Below are 15,510 nucleotides of genomic sequence, written 5' to 3'. Positions count from 1 at the left end.
CCGATTCGGTACGCCGCTCCATGCAGAGGTATGCCGGTCGATCAGCCGGGCGCCGCCACGCAGGTGTGGCGGCGACGCGTCAGACGGGATCACCGCTGAAGTGCTTGAGCACCAGCAGGGTCCAGCACCACCAGACCTGCCAGCCGAGCCCGAGGCCGACCCAGATCACGGTGCGCCAGCCGACCAGCAGCCGCTGAGAGTTCTGCTTCCAGCCGGCCCCGACGAACACGATCAGCAGCGGGAACATGAAGAGCAGATAGCGGTAGGTGCTGGTCCACGCGTCCAGCACGGCGAGCAGGTAGAACGCATACGCCAGCAGCCAGGTGCGCATGATCGGTCCCATAGAGTCGGCCCAGGGACCGAGGGTGATGACCAGGAAGCCGACAACGAGGATCACCAGCAGGAGCACGGCGAGCGCCCCGTTGCCGAGCAGCATGTCGAAGTTGGCCACCCACGGCTGGAAGTAGGTGACCGTGCCGTCGCTGCGCCAGGCGCCCATCGTGTCCGTGTATGCCGAGGGCATGCCCGTCACGACCCACGCGACCGCCGGCCAGATGCCGCCCGCGACACCGCACCCGACGAGCGTGGACGTCATCGCGATCCACTCGCGCCGGCCGATCGGGTCGTCCTGACGGTCGCGCCACCTCAGCCACAGGGCGACCAGCGCGACGACGGCGAGTGGCACCGCCACGGGCCGGGCGAGACCGGTGGCGAGCGCGGCGAGCGCCGCCAGCCACCACTGCCGCCGCTGCAATGCGAGCAGCGCGCCGATCAGCAGCACCAGCGCGAGCGACTCCGTGTAGGTCATCTGCAGCACCGGTGACGGCGGGGACGCCGCGAAGACGCACACCACGCAGAACGCCGCAACCGCACCGACCTTGTCCCGGACTAGCAGCGCCATCAGACAGACCGCGACGCCACCGAGAACGAGGGACAACAGCGACCCGACCACCGCGAACGATCCACCGCTGAGATACATCAAGAGCCACACCAGGCCCGGGTACATCGGGTAGAACGCCCACTGGTTCTGCTGCACGACTCCGTCGATGGTCGGCAGCTGCGACGGGTAGCCCTGCTCGACGATCATCTGGTACCACCGGCCGTCCCACACGTGGGTCATCTGCCAGTAGTCCCGGTGGCCGGTCGAATAGAAGAGCAAGCTCGGGTCCTGCCGCCACGCCACCAGCTGCATGACCACCGCGGAGAAGAGACGCAGCAGCAGGTAGGCCACGACGACGCACAGCAGCAGCCGGCGGTGCAGCAGGTCCACCCCGCGTGCTCGCCATCTCTGCAACCTGGTCATCGGTATGACGGGCGGCTGCTCGTGCCCGGACTGTCCGCTCGCCACGGTGGTTGCGGCCGCCATCACACGCTGCCGCGGAAGCACCCGACCACATGGTCGTCGACGACTCCGCACGCCTGCATGGCGGCATACATGGTGGTGGGACCGACGTGGGCGAACCCGGCCTTCTTCAACGCCTTTGCCAGGCTCACGGATTCGGGCGTCTGCGCGGGCGTCGCGGCGAAGTCGCGGGGGCGCCGATGGGTGGTCGGCTGGTGTGACCAGATGAGTTCCTCGAGGCCACCGGACTCACGCAGCCGCAGCACCGCCCGGGCATTGGTGATGGCCGCGTCGATCTTGCGGCGGTTGCGCACGATCGCGGCGTCCTGCATGAGCCGCTCGACGTCGGACGCGTCGTACGAGGCGACGACCTCGGGGTCGAAGCCGGCGAACGCCGTGCGGAAGGCGGGTCGTTTGCGCAGGATGGTGATCCAGGCCAGTCCGGACTGGAAGGCCTCGAGGGTGATGCGTTCGTAGAGCGCGCGTTCGCCGTGCACCGGCACGCCCCACTCGGTGTCGTGGTAGATCCGGTAGTCGTCGCTGCCGTCACCCCAGGCGCAGCGGGCGACGCCGTCCGGCCCGACGACGACCGATGCGCTGTCAGCAGCCACGTTCGGCCTCCCGGACGATCGACCGGACGACGTGCCGGTAGAGCGGAGCCGCGGTCAGCCGGGTCAGCGGTGCCAACAGCCGCCGGGCCAGCGGATTGGCCGGCCCGACATCGGTGCTCCAGCGCAGGAGTGACCCCTGCGCCGACGGCTCGACCGAGAGCGTTGTCGAGCCGCCCAACACCGTTCCCAGCTTTCGCAATTCGCATCGTCCGGACTCGCCGGGCGGGTCCCAGCGAGTCACGATCATCGGGTCGCGGAACCGGACCGGGCCGAGCCGGGTCGTCGCCTCGAAGCGCTGCCCGACGCCCCGCCGGCCGGCCGGCACTTCCATCGTGGTGAGCGGGAAGAACCGGCCGTGCTCGGCCCAGTCGGTCGTCACCTGCCAGAGGTCGGCCACGGGCGCCGAGCACTCGCGCTCCACCACTACCCCCATGATGCGGTCAGTCGCGCGGCGGGCGAGGACCGCCGACCCGCTCGCCCCGGAGCATCGCGATCTCGTCGTCGCGGGCCTGCAGTTCGGCACGCAGCCGGTCGAGAACCTCGTCGACCTGGCCCATGCGATAGCCGCGCAAGGTCTGGTCGAAGCGCACCTCGTCGATGTCCTCCGGCGTGACGATGCCGCGTGGCAGCGACTCGAAGGGTGAAGTGCCGGTCGGATCCTCCAGGTGGGCGCCGAAGTGGCCGAGGATCGCGAAGATCACGAGGCCGATGACGACCACGAGCAGCGCGATGAGAAAGACGAGCACGGCGTCAGCCTAACTCCCGACATCCCCAGCGACCGACCGTCGGCACTTCGGGACGCCGAACCCGCCGGAAACCATCCCCACGGACCGACCGTCGGCACTTCGGGACGCCGATCTACTCCGGACGGGTGGCGCCGAGGTTCTCCCCGTCGGAGCGGATGATCCGCACCGCCTCGCCGGGCTCGTCGACCACCTGCATCCGCCCCAGGTCCTTCTCGCCGACCATGCCCTCGGCATACAGGGTGTCGCTGATGAAGGAGATCATCGGCTTCCAGAACTTCGTCCCGAGCAGCACGATCGGGAAGCTCGTCACCTTCTGGGTCTGCGCCAGGGTGACCGCTTCGAAGAGTTCGTCGAGGGTGCCGAACCCGCCGGGCAGCACGACATACCCCTGGGCGTACTTCACGAACATCGTCTTGCGCGCGAAGAAGTAGCGGAAGTTGACGCCGAGGTCGACATACGGGTTGAGACCGGACTCGAACGGCAACTCGATGCCGAGACCGACGCTGGTGCCACCGGCTTCGACGGCCCCCCTGTTGGCCGCCTCCATCGCGCCCGGGCCACCCCCGGTGATGACCGCGTAGCCCGCTTCAGCGAGCAGCCGGCCCAGCTCGACGCCTTTGGCGTAGTAGTCGCTGTCCGGTTTGAGCCGCGCGGAACCGAAGACGCTGACCGCCGGGCCCAATTCGGCGAGCGTGCCGAACCCTTCGACGAATTCGGCTTGGATGCGCATCACCCGCCAGGGGTCGGTGTGCACCCAGTTGGTGTCCTGCGACTGGTCCAGCAGTCGCTGGTCGGTGGTGGTCGTCGGGACGTGGCGGCCGCGCAGTGTGGTCGCGCCCTTCTGGTATGCCTCGGGTTCCTTGGTCACGCGCTCAATCTCTCACGTCGGCATCGATCGCTTCCGGTATGTCAGTCGCGCCGTATGGCGCGCCGTATGGCGCGCGATCGGCATACCCGGAAGGAGACCGTGTTCAACCCAGCCAGCGGCGCAGCGCGTCATACGAGTCCGTGATCTGCTGCACCGGGCAGCGCTCGTCGTCGGTGTGCGCCAGGTTCGGGTCGCCCGGTCCGAAGTTGACCGCCGGGACACCGAGTGCGGAGAAGCGCGCGACGTCGGTCCAGCCCTCCTTCGCGGTCACCGGCAGGCCGAGCGCGGCGACGAACGACTGTGCGGCAGGGGTGTCCAAGCCGGGCCGGGCGCCGTCCGCGCAGTCGCCGAGGCTCACGTCATACCCGCTGAACACCGAGCACACGTGCGCATACGCCTCCGAGCCGGTCTTGTCCGGCGCGAAGCGGTAGTTGACGGTGAGCACGCAGCGGTCCGGGATGACGTTGCCGGCGATGCCGCCGCTGATGCCGACCGCGCTGAGGGCCTCGTGATAGTCCAGCCCGTCGACGGTCACCGTCTCCGGCTGGTATGCCGCGAGCTTGTCGAGCACCGGCCCCGCGTCGTGGATGGCGTTGTGGCCGTTCCATGGACGGGCCGAGTGCGCGCTGATGCCCTTGGTCACGATGTCGACCCGCAGTGTGCCCTTGCAGCCGCCCTCGATGCCCCCGTCGGTCGGCTCGAGCAGCACGGCGAAGTCCGCGGCCACCCAGTCCGGATGGTGCTCGACGATGCGGCGCAATCCGTTGAACTCCGCGTCGATCTCCTCACAGTCGTAGAAGACGAAGGTGATGTCGCGGTTGGGTTCGAGAACTGTTGCCGCCAGGGCCAATTGGACGGCGACGCCACCCTTCATGTCCGTGGTGCCGCGGCCGACGAGCAGGTCGTCGACCCGGCGGGTGGGCAGGTTCGGCGGGTCGGTCAGGGGCACGGTGTCGAGGTGCCCTGCGAGCACGACGCGTTCGGCGCGGCCCAGCTCGGTGCGGGCCACGACGGTGTTGCCGTCGCGGTCGACGCGGAGGTGCGGCAGTGCGCGCAACGCGGCCTCCACCGCATCGGCCAGCTCTTGCTCGCCGTGGCTGACCGACTCGATGTCGCACAGGTCAGCGGTGAGGTCGACGACGTCGCGAGTGAGGTCCAGGTGCGCCATACCCGCATCTTCTCCCATCGGTGGGTATGACGTGGCGCGGGTCTCAGCACCGGGTCACCGGCCACCCGAGCACCCCTCGATACCCTTTCCCCATGACTGACTCCCCCCGCACCGCCTGGGGTTACGGCCTCGCGACCGAGACCTACGGCGGGGTGCTGCTCGATGCGTGGTTTCCCGAGCCGCAACTGGGCGACGCACCGGCCGCGGATCCCTACGCCGAACCGGCCTCACTTGCGGCACTGGCCCGTGACTTCCCGGCCCGTGAGGTGCGCACCCAGGTCGTGCAGGTCGCGATCGACCTGGACGCGCCGCCCGCCGACGTGCCGGATGCCTACCTGCGGTTGCACCTGCTGAGCCACCGGCTGGCCCTGCCCAACACGATCAACCTGGACGGGCTCTTCGGAGTGCTCCAGAACGTCGTGTGGACCAGCGTCGGCCCGTGCGCGGTCGAGGGTTTCGAACGCGTGCGGCTGCGGCTCCGACAGGACCGCCCGGTCCAGGTCTTCGGCGTCGACAAGTTCCCGCGGATGACCGACTACGTCGTGCCGTCCGGTGTGCGCATCGCCGACGCGGACCGGGTACGGCTCGGTGCCCATCTGGCCGCCGGCACGACCGTCATGCACGAGGGTTTCTGCAACTACAACGCCGGCACGCTGGGCACCTCGATGGTCGAGGGCCGGATCGTGCAAGGCGTCGTCGTCGGCGACGGATCGGACATCGGCGGTGGGGCGTCGATCATGGGCACCCTGTCCGGGGGCGGCACCGAGCGGGTGTCGATCGGCAAGCGGTGCCTGATCGGCGCTGAGGCCGGCATCGGCATCGCGCTCGGCGACGACTGTGTCGTCGAGGCAGGCCTTTACGTCACCGCCGGGACCAAGGTCACCCTGCCGGACGGAACGGTCGTGAAGGCCCGGGAGTTGTCCGGTCAGGACGGCCTGCTGTTCATCCGCAACTCGACCACCGGCGTGGTCGAGTGCCGTCCGCGGACCGGGCACGGCATCGCACTCAACGACGCCCTGCACGCCAACTGACCACGCACCCGACCAGAAGCAGCGAACCGGACCCCAATGCCTTTGCGCCGCAACCGCGACAACAGCCCGAGTGACCGTGAGGTCCACCGGTTGTACGGCGGCAGCGGCCGCGACGACGAAGTGCATCCCGCCCGCTACGTCCAGCACGGCGAGCGCCTCGCCCATGACCCCGAGGAATTCGAGCGCGGCCCGCACGACGGGTTCGACCACGACCCGGAGGACGATGCGGACTGGGCCTTCGGGGACGAGCTCTTCGATCAGGAACACCGCTCGCGCGGGCCGCTACGGCGCACCCTCGGCTGTCTGCTGCCGGTGGCGATCGTCGCCGCTATCGCCGGCGGCGGCTACCTCGCCTACCAGCACGTGCTGGACACGTGGGGTTCCCCGTCGTGCAAGTTCGTCGCGAACGGTTACGACTACCAATGGGATCCGGATCAGGCACGGTCGGCGTCGACGATCGTGGCGGTCGGTGTCTACAAGAAGGGCGTGCCGTCACGGGCTGCGGTGGTGGCGACCACCACCGCCATACAGGAGTCGAAGCTGCGCAACCTCGCGTATGGCGACCTCGACTCGCTCGGGTTGTTCCAGCAGCGAGCCAGTCAGGGCTGGGGCACGACCGCGGAGATCCAGGACCCGGTCTACTCCAGCGGCTCCTTCTACAACGCGCTGCTGCAGGTGCCCGGCTGGGAGTCGATGCCGATCGGTGAGGCGGCCCAGGATGTGCAGCGCAGCGGTTTCCCCGACGCGTATGCCGAGCACGAGACGCAGGGTCAGGTCCTCACGGCGGTGCTGACCGGCACCGCGCACCAGGCGGTCGGCTGCCGGCTCGACCCGACCACCGCCAACGGCTCGCCGGCGCACATCGTCAGCGAGTTGAACGACGAGAGCGGGCTCACCGCGCAGGCGGGGCCGGGCGAGGTGACCTACCGGGCGAAGTCGGTCAACGGAGCATTCGCGGTCGCGTCGTGGGCGATCACCCACGCAGCGGACGACAACATCACCACCGTCACCGTCGGCGACCGGTCGTGGGAGCGGCACCGGGGCCGGGACGGCTGGACGTGGCACCCGGCGCAGCGTCCGACCAGTGGCGCCACCGACGTGCGGATCGCCGTGGAGACCGCCAAGTAGCTCGCCGCGACCGCCCACAACCCCGCGTCGTACCCCCTCGCGCCCCTTCTCGCCAGTGACGGCTTCCTCGCCGAGCGACAGCGAAATCGCGCCGTCAATCGGCGACTTGACCGTCACTCGGCGGTGGCGGGCCGCCCACAACCCGCAACCGTCGCGACCTATATGCAGGAACCCCGCCCGGACCGCCCACAACCCGCGACCGTCGCGACTTATATGCAAGAACCCCGCCCGGGCCGCACGGAACTCGCAACCGTCGCGACCTACGCGCAGCAAGCCCGCCGCGATCCGCAAGACGGCCCCGCAACAAAGGGGCGGGTTTCACGAACTCGTTCGTGAAACCCGCCCCTTTGCGTGGTCGTGAGCAGAACCTCAGCGGCCCTCGACGGCGACGTAGTCGCGCTCGGTCTCACCGATGTAGATCTGCCGCGGGCGGCCGATCTTGGTGGCCGGGTCCTCGATCATCTCGCGCCACTGGGCGATCCAGCCCGGGAGGCGGCCGATGGCGAAGAGCACGGTGAACATGTCCGTCGGGAAGCCCATGGCCTTGTAGATGAGACCGGTGTAGAAGTCCACGTTGGGGTAGAGCTTGCGCTCGACGAAGTAGTCGTCGGTCAGCGCGACCTGCTCCAGCCGCATCGCGATGTCGAGCAGCGGGTCGTCGACGCCCATGGCCTTCAGCACCGCGTCGGCGGACTTCTTGACGATGGCGGCGCGCGGGTCGTAGTTCTTGTAGACCCGGTGGCCGAAGCCCATCAGCTTGACGCCGGCTTCCTTGTTCTTGACCTTCTTGACGAAGGTGTCGACGTCGTCGCCGCTGGCCTGGATGTCGGCGAGCATGGACAGCACGGCCGAGTTGGCGCCGCCGTGCAGCGGGCCGGAGAGGGCGTGGATGCCGGCCGAGATGGAGCCGAAGAGGTTGGCCTGACCGGACCCGACCAGTCGCACGGTCGAGGTGGAGCAGTTCTGCTCGTGGTCGGCGTGCAGGATGAACAGCTGGTCCAGGGCACGCGTGACGACCGGGTCGACCTCGTAGTCCTCGGCGGGGAAGCCGAACGTCATACGCAGGAAGTTCTCGACCAGACCCAGCTTGTTGTCGGGGTAGAGGGTCGGCTGGCCCTGGCTCTTCTTGTGTGCGTATGCCGCAATGGTGGGCAGCTTGGCCAGCAGCCGGATGGTGGACAGCTCGACCTGGTCCTTGTCGGTGATCGACAGCGAGTCCTGGTAGAACGTGCCGAGCGCGGAGACCGCGGCGGACAGCACCGACATCGGGTGCGCGTCGCGCGGGAAGGCCGCGAGCAGGTCCTTGAGGTCCTCGTGCAGCATCGTGTGCCGACGGACGCGGTTGGTGAAGTTCTCCAGCTCCGTGGCGCTGGGCAGCTCGCCGTAGATCAACAGGTAGGCGACCTCGAGGAAGGTCGACTTCTCCGCCAGCTGCTCGATCGGGTAGCCGCGGTAGCGCAGGATGCCCGCTCCGCCGTCGATGTAGGTGATCGCCGACTTGCACGAGGCGGTGTTGACGAAGCCCACGTCGAGGGTGACGTTGCCGGTTTCGCTGAGCAGCTTCGAGATGTCGTAGCCGTCGTTGCCCTCGGTCGCAGGAACGATCCCGAACTCGAGGGTCTTGTCCCCCGCCGTGAACGTGGCAGGTGCCTGGTCAGTCATGTGCTTTCCGTCCTCTTACGTGAACCGGCATCATCGCCGGGGAAGTCAGCGAAATCGACGGTACCTCAGCATCTTTTCTGCCTCGCGAGAGACCCCGCGTCAAGAAATCAATCTCTTCGCAGCAGCGGAAATTCGCTCGTCGGTGGCCGTCAGGGCGATGCGCACATGATGGTCACCGGCCGCGCCGTAGAAATCGCCGGGAGCGGCGAGTATGCCGAGGGCGGCCAGGTCCGCGACGCTCTCCCGGCAGGGCTTGCCCTGGGTGGCCCACAGATAGAGGCCCGCGTCGGAGTACTCGATTTGCCAGTCTGCTTGCAGCAGAGCGGTTTTCAGTTCTTCCCGGCGGGCGGCGTAGATCGCCTTCTGTGCCGCGACGTGCGCGTCGTCCTGCACCGCGGCCAGGATGACGCGCTGGACCGGCCACGGCACGATCATCCCGGCGTGTTTGCGCACCTGCACAAGGCGGTGGACCAGGTGGGTGTCCCCCGCGACGAAGGCTGCCCGATAGCCGGCGAGGTTGCTCTGCTTGGACAGCGAGTAGACGGCGAGCAGCCCGCTGTGACTTCCGCCACAGACCCGGTCGTCCAGGATGCTCGGCGTCGTCGGACCGTCCGGATCGTCACGCCAGTCCAACTCGGCGTAGCACTCGTCGCTGGCGACGATCACGCCGCGCTGGCGGGCCCAGGCGACGACCTTCTTGAGGTGGTCGAGGCCCAGCACCTGCCCGTGCGGGTTGGCCGGGCTGTTGATCCACAGCAGCTTCGGCGCCGAGGGACCGTACTGCAACAAGCTCGCCGCGGGCCTCGGGGTCGCACCGGCGATGCGGGCGCCCACGTCATACGTCGGGTAGGCCAGCTCGGGGAAACCGACCGCGTCGCCCGGCCCGAGACCGAGGAGCGTCGGCAACCACGCCACGAACTCCTTGCTGCCCACGACCGGCAGCACACCGTCGGGGTCGACGCCGGAGGCGCTGCGGCGGCGCGCGAACCAGGCGGCGATCGCCTCGCGCAGGTCGGGCGTCCCCCAGACCTGGGGATAGCCGGGCGCGTTGGACGCCGCGACCAGCGCATCCTGCAGGACCTGCGGCGTGGGGTCGACCGGCGTGCCGACCGACAGGTCGACGATCCCGTCCGGGTGGGCCGCCGCCATCGCCTTGGCGGCGGCGAGCGAGTCCCACGGGAAGTCCGGCAGGTCAGCGACTGGCATGGTGCACGAGACCCCTCGAGGTCACTCCGCCGCGTTCTGCGGCGGCAACGCGGCGATCAGCGGGTGGTCCTTGTCGATGACGCCCAGCTTGGCCGCGCCGCCCGGGCTGCCGATCTCGTCGAAGAACTCCACGTTGGCCTTGTAGTAGTCCGCCCACTGCTCGGGGACGTCGTCCTCGTAGTAGATGGCTTCGACCGGGCACACCGGTTCACACGCTCCGCAGTCGACACATTCGTCGGGCTGGATGTAAAGGCTGCGGTTGCCTTCGTAGATGCAGTCGACTGGGCACTCCTCGACGCACGCACGGTCCTTCACATCGACGCACGGCTGTGCAATGACGTAGGTCATCTCGAACGGTTCCTCCACTGGGTGCGCGGCCGTGAAATGGACGGCCGGCGGGTCGATATCCGCATCTAGTATGCCGCCGTGCCCTTGAAGCCCATCAGCCAGTCTCACCTCAGCTCGGTGGCGGTGGTGGGCGCCCGGGTCGTCCTTCGCCTGCGGCTGCCCGAGACGGAGGTGGCCGCGGGTTGCCCCCACCACACCGACGTGATCGGTGAGGTGCGGTCGATCGACGAGGCGTCGGTGGTGATTGCCACCCGCCGGGGCGAGGTCGCCGTCCCCCGCGACCGCGTCGTGCTCGCCAAACAGGTGCCTCCGGCGCCGACCCGCAAGCGCCGCCGTCCGCCGGTCGCCACGGACGGGACCGGCATCGACGACCTCCAGCTGTTGATGACGGCCGGTATGCCGCCGCTCGACTCGGAGCACGTCGGTGACTGGCAACTCCGGGCGGCGGAGGGCTACACCGGTCGAGCGAATTCCGCCCTTGCCGTGGGAGACCCCGGTATGCCGCTGTCGACGGCCATCGACCACGTCACTGCGTGGTATGCCGAACGCGACCAGCCGGCGCTCGTCCAGCTGCCGCATCCCTCCGGCCAGGACCCGTCCGCGTCGACATTGGGATCGCTTCTCACGGCACGTGATTGGCGCTTCTTCATGCGCACGCTGGTCATGACGAAGCCCGCGTCCTCCGCTGTAGGCGGCGGCCGAGTGCGGATCGACGTCTCCGCTGCCCCCACCGACGACTGGTGGCTCACCGCCTCACCCCGCTCGCTCGAGCATCGGGACACCCTGGGCCGGGTGCTGGCGCGGATCCCGGAGGCGGCATACCTCACGGCATACGTGGGCGACGCTGCTGTCGGCCACGTACGGCTGGCGTTCACCGACGGTTGGAGCGGTGTCTTCGACCTGCACACCGACCCATCGGCACGGCGGCAGGGCGTCGGGAGTGCGCTGCTCGACGCGGCCGACGCGGCAGCCGCGCAACGACGAATCACCGTCCAATACCTGCAAGTTGCCGCCTCGAACAAGGAAGCGGCCGGCCTCTACGAGTCGCTCGGGTGGCGAGTGCACCACGAATACCACTACAGCACGCCCGATGTCTGACGGTCGAAATCGGTATTGACGGTCGAGTTGGGCCGTCAGCGGCCAAATGCGACCGTCAGAGTCTTCTCGCCTTGTGGATAAGCGCCTGGGCGCAGCGCGGGCTGCCACGATCGCCGTATGGCGCATCAGCCGCTCAGCGAGCACGAGATCCTCAGCATCGACCAGCTGCGTCGACAAGGCGTCGCCCCATGGGGGCCGATCGCCCGAGGGGAAGGCAGCTGGACCCGCGTCCGACGCGGCGAATATCTGGCGAAGGGGCGCTGGCAGCGGCTCACGCCGCTCGATCAGCATCGTGCGCTCGTGGTAGCGACCCTGCGCCGCATGAACGAACCGCTCCCCGTCGTGTCCCACTTCTCGGCGGCGGCACTGTGGGGCATGTCGATCATCGGTCAGTGGCCGGACCGGGTCGACGTCACGCTCGACGCGGCCGCGGCCGGTTCCAGCACTACGGTCCGCCGGCATCGGGTGTCCCAGCTGCCCGACCCGACCCTGCTCGGCTCGATACCGGTCACCTCTGCCGCCCGGACAGTGCTCGATCTCGCACGATCCAGCGACCTTGCCTGCGCACTCACGGCTGCGGATCAGGCGTTGCGTCACCGTCTGTGCAACTACGCGGAACTGGATGCCGAGTTGCTCGCCATTCCGAAGCGCGCTCCCGGACGTCGACGCGCGCACACCGTCTGGTTGTTGGCCGACCCGCGGTCGGAGTCGCCCGGGGAGTCGCTGAGCCGGGCGCGGATGTATGAGTACGGCTTTCCCCAACCCGATCTACAGGTCCCGCTGCGCGACATCCTCGGCGACTTCGGCCGTGGTGATTTCGGCTGGCCGGGGCTGGTCGGTGAGTTCGACGGATTGCGCAAATATCGTGCGACGGGCGATGCCGGTGACAGAGCGAGCGAGGACATCGTCATCGAGGAGAAACAGCGCGAGGACCGGACACGCCGCACGGGCGTCGGTGTTGCCAGATGGATCTGGAGCGAAGCGTTGCACGGCGTCGGCATGGTGCGATCTCTGCAAGTCGCCGGTCTGCCGGCGCATGGCGACCACGAATGGGTGCGTCGCACTCCAGCGCGGTGGCATGTCTGACGGTCCGATTGACGGCCGACGGCCGAATTCGACCGTCACTCGTCACTATGGCCGTCAGACTTAGTCGTCTGCCGGGCATCGGTCGCCGGCGGCGGGCCCGGGTCAGTTGCAGGTGACGCGGACAGCGGGCTGGTAGTGCGTGGTGACGCTCTCGTTCTTGACCACCGTTCCCGCGAGGTCCTTGACCACGCGCGTCACCGTCACGCTGAAGCCGTCCTCCGGCTCCTGCGGGATGCACTTCGGGCCGCTGAGGTGCTTGGTGGGGCCGGGCGGGACGATGTGGAACTTGCCGCTGGTGGTTGTGCTCACGGTGAAGGTCTTCACGCCATACAGCCGTATGACGGCCGCGTTGCCTTCGATGCCGGCCTGCATCCGGATCGGGTGACCGGTGTCGTTGGTCCACTGGTTGTCGATCGTGGGGTCCCACATGGTGGCTTCCCGACCCATCGGATAGCGCGGGATCCAGTAGGCGTGCGCGGTGTGCTCGACCAGCTTGACGCCGGCGAAGAACGTCGCGTTGTAGAGCGTCGTGGACACCTGGGAGATGCCGCCGCCCATGCCGGGGACGTCGATCCCGCCCTGCAGCGTCGGCGCGTCGACGTAGCCGTGTGCCGCGTCGAACGGCCGCAGCGTGTTGAGCAGGGAGAAGGTCTGGCCGGGCTGCACCACGATGCCGTTGAGCTTGGCCAGCCCCACCCCGATGTTGTGGGTTCGGGCGGCGTTTTCCGGGCCGGTCGGGAAGACCGACACGAACTGCGAGATCAGCTGGTCTCCGACCGTGGTCTTCTTCAGCTCGGCGGCGGTCACGGTGGGGTGGACCGGCGTGGTCTGCAGCGACATCGTTCGGTCGGGGGCGGTGAGCGCCGCGATCAGCAGCTTGTCGGCACCCTTGGTGTCCGGAGCGGTGCCGTCCGTGCCCGGCGTGATCGTCCGCTTGCCGCCCTGGTAGCTCAGCTTGGCGTTGACGGCAGGTGTGGTCAGGTCACTCGTCCGCTGGTCGATCAGCTTGGCCAGCGCCTGCTGGTCGACCTCGGGGACCAGCTTCGTGCCGTCGAACGTCGTGCTCAGAAGGTTCGAGATGTCGGCGACGGGCAGCATGGAGGTCTTGCCCGCCACTTTCAGCGTGACGGGAGCCGACATCGCAGGATCAGCGAATTCCTTGACGAACCGCTGGATCTCGGCGTCAGTCAGCGGCGCCGGCCGGTGCGAGAGCGTGGCGCTGAACGTCGTGGTGCCGGGCCAGCGTTGCGCGATCTTGCTGCTGATAGCGGCCGCGTCGACGCCGTTGCCGGGCGTGGACCTGGTCGTCACGACCTTGCCGCCGAGGAACTTCACCGTGCCGTTCTTCGGCGCACCCCGCAGCCTGTCCGTGACGTGGGTGACCGCGGCGAGCAGCGTGGTCCGGTCGATCTTCGGGGTGAGGCTGCGGTGCGGGCCGTCGCCGGTCAGCCGGTGCCACACGGTCGACGGGTTGAGCGAGAATCCGCTGAGCCCGTCGAGCACTCCCGTGGTGTCCATCGACAGGCCGGCCTTGGCCGGGTCGAGCCGCAGCGTCGTGCCGTCGACATTGAGGACGACCGGTGTCTTGAGCGGTATGGCGGCAGCGGCCGTCACCTGGGCCTGGGCCGCGGACGGGCTCATGCCGCCGATGTGGCGTCCGGCAACGGTCGTGCCCCGCTCGATCGTGCCGGACTGGGACGCCGCGAGTCCGACATACGCACCCCCCAGCAGCACGACGGCCACCGGGGCGCCGATCAACAGCCCCTTGCGCAGCCTGCTCTTCTTCCTGTCCGCACCACAGCTCGCGCGGTCCCGGACCGATGCGTCTGTCCTCAACGTTGTACTCCAAATGCGCCCCGGTAATAGATCAGGGCGTCCCCCGGCCTATCTGCGATCGACACCGAGACTACGTGCCCGATCACCAGAGTGTGGTCTCCCGCGCTGACCGTGTCGTAGGTGTGACATTCGAGCGTGCCGAGCGCGTTGTCGAGGAGCGCCATACCGGTTCGCGGGCCGCGGTGGAACTGCACCCGGTCCAGCTGCCCGTGCAACGGACGTCCTCGGGTGGCGAGCCAGGCCGCGGTCTTGCGCTCCGACTCCGGCAGCAGGCTCACGCCCCAGGCGCCGGCGTCGGTGACGGCGTCGTGGAAGCGGGCCTCCTTCTCGACACTGATCACCATCAGCAACGGTTCCAGCGAGACCGACATGAGCGCGTTGGCCGTCATGGCGTGGTCGATGTCGCCGATGCGGGTCGAGATGATCGACACGCCGGTGGCGAAGCGCCCCATCACCTGCCGGTAGGCGTCCGGGTCGACCTCACTCTCCGAAGGGCTTCTCCCGAGGTCACTCACGGCTCGAGCCCCGTATGCCGCAGGCCGTCCGTCACCGGCGGCAGCGGGACACCGCTCGCCGCATCCAGTCGCACGAACGCCTCCCGGGCGGCCAGCCGCGTCGCGACGTCGTTGGACAGCGTGTAGTAGCCGTCGAAAACGCTGACCTGGGTGCGGTGCCGGCGCAATGCAGCCGTCTGCCGGACGAGCGCTTCCTCGTCGATCACGGCGTGTGTGACGGCCGCGTCGTCGACCACACTCGGCAGGAATGTCTCCTCGGGTGCGGGCACGATGACGTCGGGCCGGGTCACGTGTTCGGCGAGCCATCCGCGGTCCTGGACGGCCCAACTGCGCGGCGTGACAACGGTGTAGAACGCGGGCGGCGCGGCCGGGCCAGCCACCGCGGTCCGAGTCGCCTCATGGGTCCGGATGTGGTCCGGGTGTCCGTAGCCGCCGTGCGGGTCGTACGTCACGACGACGTGCGGCTGCACCTCCCGCAGGTATGCCGCGATGCAGCCGCTCGTCTCCGCCACCGTGGCGCCGGTGAACGCGCGCGGGTGCTCGGCAGAGGGCGTGCCCGCCATACCGGAGTCGCGGTAGCGACCGTCCGCCAGCACGGTGACCGAGCTGACCCCGAGTTCCTTCACGGCAGAGTGCAACTCGTCGCGCCGGACGTCGGCGAGCGGGTCCGGTGCCGCGGGGTTGCGGGCCTCCCCCGCAGCCAGCTCGAGGTGCCGCAGCTCCGGCGGGATGACCTCGCCCTCCTCACCGAGAGTGCAGGTGAGGACGTGCACGTCATCGCCCCGCGCCGCATGGTGCGCGATGGCGAGGCCGGTCCACAACGACTCGTCGTCGGGGTGGGCGTGCACGAAGACCATTCTCATGG

16 protein-coding genes are annotated in these 15,510 nt (G+C 68.8%); 4 read left to right on the top strand and 12 right to left on the bottom strand.

Translation table 11 applies throughout. The annotated features are described in order from the left end of the window. Positions 1 to 79: 79 nt before the first annotated feature. The 6 genes from ACN8HC_RS13040 to dapE form a co-directional block, all read right to left on the bottom strand. Positions 80 to 1,366, bottom strand: coding sequence for a DUF2079 domain-containing protein (locus ACN8HC_RS13040; protein ID WP_490075264.1), 1,287 nt, complete (start codon positions 1,364 to 1,366; stop codon positions 80 to 82). Continuing rightward, the gene (locus ACN8HC_RS13035; protein ID WP_490075263.1) at positions 1,366 to 1,953 is read right to left on the bottom strand and encodes a DNA-3-methyladenine glycosylase I; all 588 of its coding nucleotides are present in this window, start codon (positions 1,951 to 1,953) and stop codon (positions 1,366 to 1,368) included. The genes ACN8HC_RS13040 and ACN8HC_RS13035 overlap by 1 nt, the downstream gene beginning before the upstream one ends. Then, entirely contained in the window at positions 1,943 to 2,386 is a 444-nt protein-coding gene (locus tag ACN8HC_RS13030) for an SRPBCC family protein (protein ID WP_490075262.1), read from the bottom strand. Before ACN8HC_RS13030 ends, ACN8HC_RS13035 begins: the two co-directional genes overlap by 11 nt. 7 nt (positions 2,387 to 2,393) lie before the next feature. Further along, positions 2,394 to 2,699 carry a DivIVA domain-containing protein gene (locus ACN8HC_RS13025; protein ID WP_490075261.1) on the bottom strand — a complete coding sequence of 102 codons (306 nt, stop codon included), beginning with the start codon at positions 2,697 to 2,699 and terminating at the stop codon, positions 2,394 to 2,396. Positions 2,700 to 2,811: 112 nt separating this feature from the next. Beyond that, entirely contained in the window at positions 2,812 to 3,567 is a 756-nt protein-coding gene (locus tag ACN8HC_RS13020) for an LOG family protein (protein ID WP_490075260.1), read from the bottom strand. Positions 3,568 to 3,670: 103 nt separating this feature from the next. After that, positions 3,671 to 4,735, bottom strand: a complete 1,065-nt coding sequence (gene dapE, locus ACN8HC_RS13015; protein WP_490075259.1) for a succinyl-diaminopimelate desuccinylase — start codon at positions 4,733 to 4,735, stop codon at positions 3,671 to 3,673. A gap of 92 nt (positions 4,736 to 4,827) precedes the next feature. Between dapE and dapD the strand changes: the two genes are divergently transcribed. Then, entirely contained in the window at positions 4,828 to 5,766 is a 939-nt protein-coding gene (gene dapD, locus ACN8HC_RS13010; protein ID WP_490075258.1) for a 2,3,4,5-tetrahydropyridine-2,6-dicarboxylate N-succinyltransferase, read from the top strand. Between the two features lie 36 nt (positions 5,767 to 5,802). Next, the gene (locus tag ACN8HC_RS13005; protein ID WP_490075257.1) at positions 5,803 to 6,894 is read left to right on the top strand and encodes a hypothetical protein; all 1,092 of its coding nucleotides are present in this window, start codon (positions 5,803 to 5,805) and stop codon (positions 6,892 to 6,894) included. Positions 6,895 to 7,263: 369 nt separating this feature from the next. Here the strand turns inward: ACN8HC_RS13005 and ACN8HC_RS13000 are convergent, their stop codons facing one another. The 3 genes from ACN8HC_RS13000 to fdxA all read right to left on the bottom strand — a co-directional run bounded on the left by ACN8HC_RS13000 (position 7,264) and on the right by fdxA (position 10,110). After that, positions 7,264 to 8,556 (bottom strand): citrate synthase, encoded by a 1,293-nt coding sequence (locus ACN8HC_RS13000; RefSeq protein ID WP_490075256.1) that lies wholly within the window; start codon positions 8,554 to 8,556, stop codon positions 7,264 to 7,266. A 99-nt stretch (positions 8,557 to 8,655) separates the two neighbouring features. After that, on the bottom strand, positions 8,656 to 9,762 hold the full coding sequence (gene dapC, locus ACN8HC_RS12995) for a succinyldiaminopimelate transaminase (protein ID WP_490075255.1): 1,107 nt from the start codon (positions 9,760 to 9,762) through the stop codon (positions 8,656 to 8,658). Between the two features lie 21 nt (positions 9,763 to 9,783). Then, entirely contained in the window at positions 9,784 to 10,110 is a 327-nt protein-coding gene (gene fdxA / locus ACN8HC_RS12990; protein WP_490075254.1) for a ferredoxin, read from the bottom strand. A 78-nt stretch (positions 10,111 to 10,188) separates the two neighbouring features. Between fdxA and ACN8HC_RS12985 the strand changes: the two genes are divergently transcribed. Both ACN8HC_RS12985 and ACN8HC_RS12980 read left to right on the top strand, forming a co-directional pair. Continuing rightward, positions 10,189 to 11,208: a GNAT family N-acetyltransferase gene (locus ACN8HC_RS12985; RefSeq protein ID WP_490075253.1), complete on the top strand. Its 1,020-nt coding sequence runs from the start codon at positions 10,189 to 10,191 to the stop codon at positions 11,206 to 11,208. Between the two features lie 117 nt (positions 11,209 to 11,325). After that, a complete protein-coding gene (locus ACN8HC_RS12980) occupies positions 11,326 to 12,294 on the top strand; it encodes a hypothetical protein (RefSeq protein ID WP_490075252.1) in 969 nt (322 codons plus the stop codon). Between the two features lie 102 nt (positions 12,295 to 12,396). Here the strand turns inward: ACN8HC_RS12980 and ACN8HC_RS12975 are convergent, their stop codons facing one another. From ACN8HC_RS12975 to mshB, 3 genes are read right to left on the bottom strand one after another with little or no spacing between them, the layout of a single operon-like run. Further along, the gene (locus tag ACN8HC_RS12975) at positions 12,397 to 14,130 is read right to left on the bottom strand and encodes a VanW family protein (protein WP_490075251.1); all 1,734 of its coding nucleotides are present in this window, start codon (positions 14,128 to 14,130) and stop codon (positions 12,397 to 12,399) included. Further along, the gene (locus ACN8HC_RS12970) at positions 14,127 to 14,645 is read right to left on the bottom strand and encodes a flavin reductase family protein (RefSeq protein ID WP_490075250.1); all 519 of its coding nucleotides are present in this window, start codon (positions 14,643 to 14,645) and stop codon (positions 14,127 to 14,129) included. Before ACN8HC_RS12970 ends, ACN8HC_RS12975 begins: the two co-directional genes overlap by 4 nt. After that, complete coding sequence (gene mshB, locus ACN8HC_RS12965; RefSeq protein ID WP_490075249.1) at positions 14,642 to 15,508, bottom strand: N-acetyl-1-D-myo-inositol-2-amino-2-deoxy-alpha-D-glucopyranoside deacetylase; 867 nt, start codon at positions 15,506 to 15,508, stop codon at positions 14,642 to 14,644. The genes ACN8HC_RS12970 and mshB overlap by 4 nt, the downstream gene beginning before the upstream one ends. Positions 15,509 to 15,510: the final 2 nt, after the last annotated feature.

This window comes from Flexivirga sp. YIM B11880, assembly GCF_058148645.1.
The sequence above is the reverse complement of the archived record's forward strand: the minus strand, read 5'-3'. Positions and strand labels throughout refer to the sequence as shown.

Bases quoted from the DNA above. Each gene is read 5' to 3' on its own strand.
- ACN8HC_RS13000 (WP_490075256.1), bottom strand. From the start codon at position 8,556: ATGACTGACCAGGCACCTGCCACGTTCACGGCGGGGGACAAGACCCTC.
- fdxA (WP_490075254.1), bottom strand. From the start codon at position 10,110: ATGACCTACGTCATTGCACAGCCGTGCGTCGATGTGAAGGACCGTGCG.
- ACN8HC_RS13040 (WP_490075264.1), bottom strand. From the start codon at position 1,366: ATGGCGGCCGCAACCACCGTGGCGAGCGGACAGTCCGGGCACGAGCAG.
- ACN8HC_RS12980 (WP_490075252.1), top strand. From the start codon at position 11,326: ATGGCGCATCAGCCGCTCAGCGAGCACGAGATCCTCAGCATCGACCAG.
- dapD (WP_490075258.1), top strand. From the start codon at position 4,828: ATGACTGACTCCCCCCGCACCGCCTGGGGTTACGGCCTCGCGACCGAG.
- mshB (WP_490075249.1), bottom strand. From the start codon at position 15,508: ATGAGAATGGTCTTCGTGCACGCCCACCCCGACGACGAGTCGTTGTGG.
- dapE (WP_490075259.1), bottom strand. From the start codon at position 4,735: ATGGCGCACCTGGACCTCACTCGCGACGTCGTCGACCTCACCGCTGAC.
- dapC (WP_490075255.1), bottom strand. From the start codon at position 9,762: ATGCCAGTCGCTGACCTGCCGGACTTCCCGTGGGACTCGCTCGCCGCC.
- ACN8HC_RS13005 (WP_490075257.1), top strand. From the start codon at position 5,803: ATGCCTTTGCGCCGCAACCGCGACAACAGCCCGAGTGACCGTGAGGTC.
- ACN8HC_RS13030 (WP_490075262.1), bottom strand. From the start codon at position 2,386: ATGGGGGTAGTGGTGGAGCGCGAGTGCTCGGCGCCCGTGGCCGACCTC.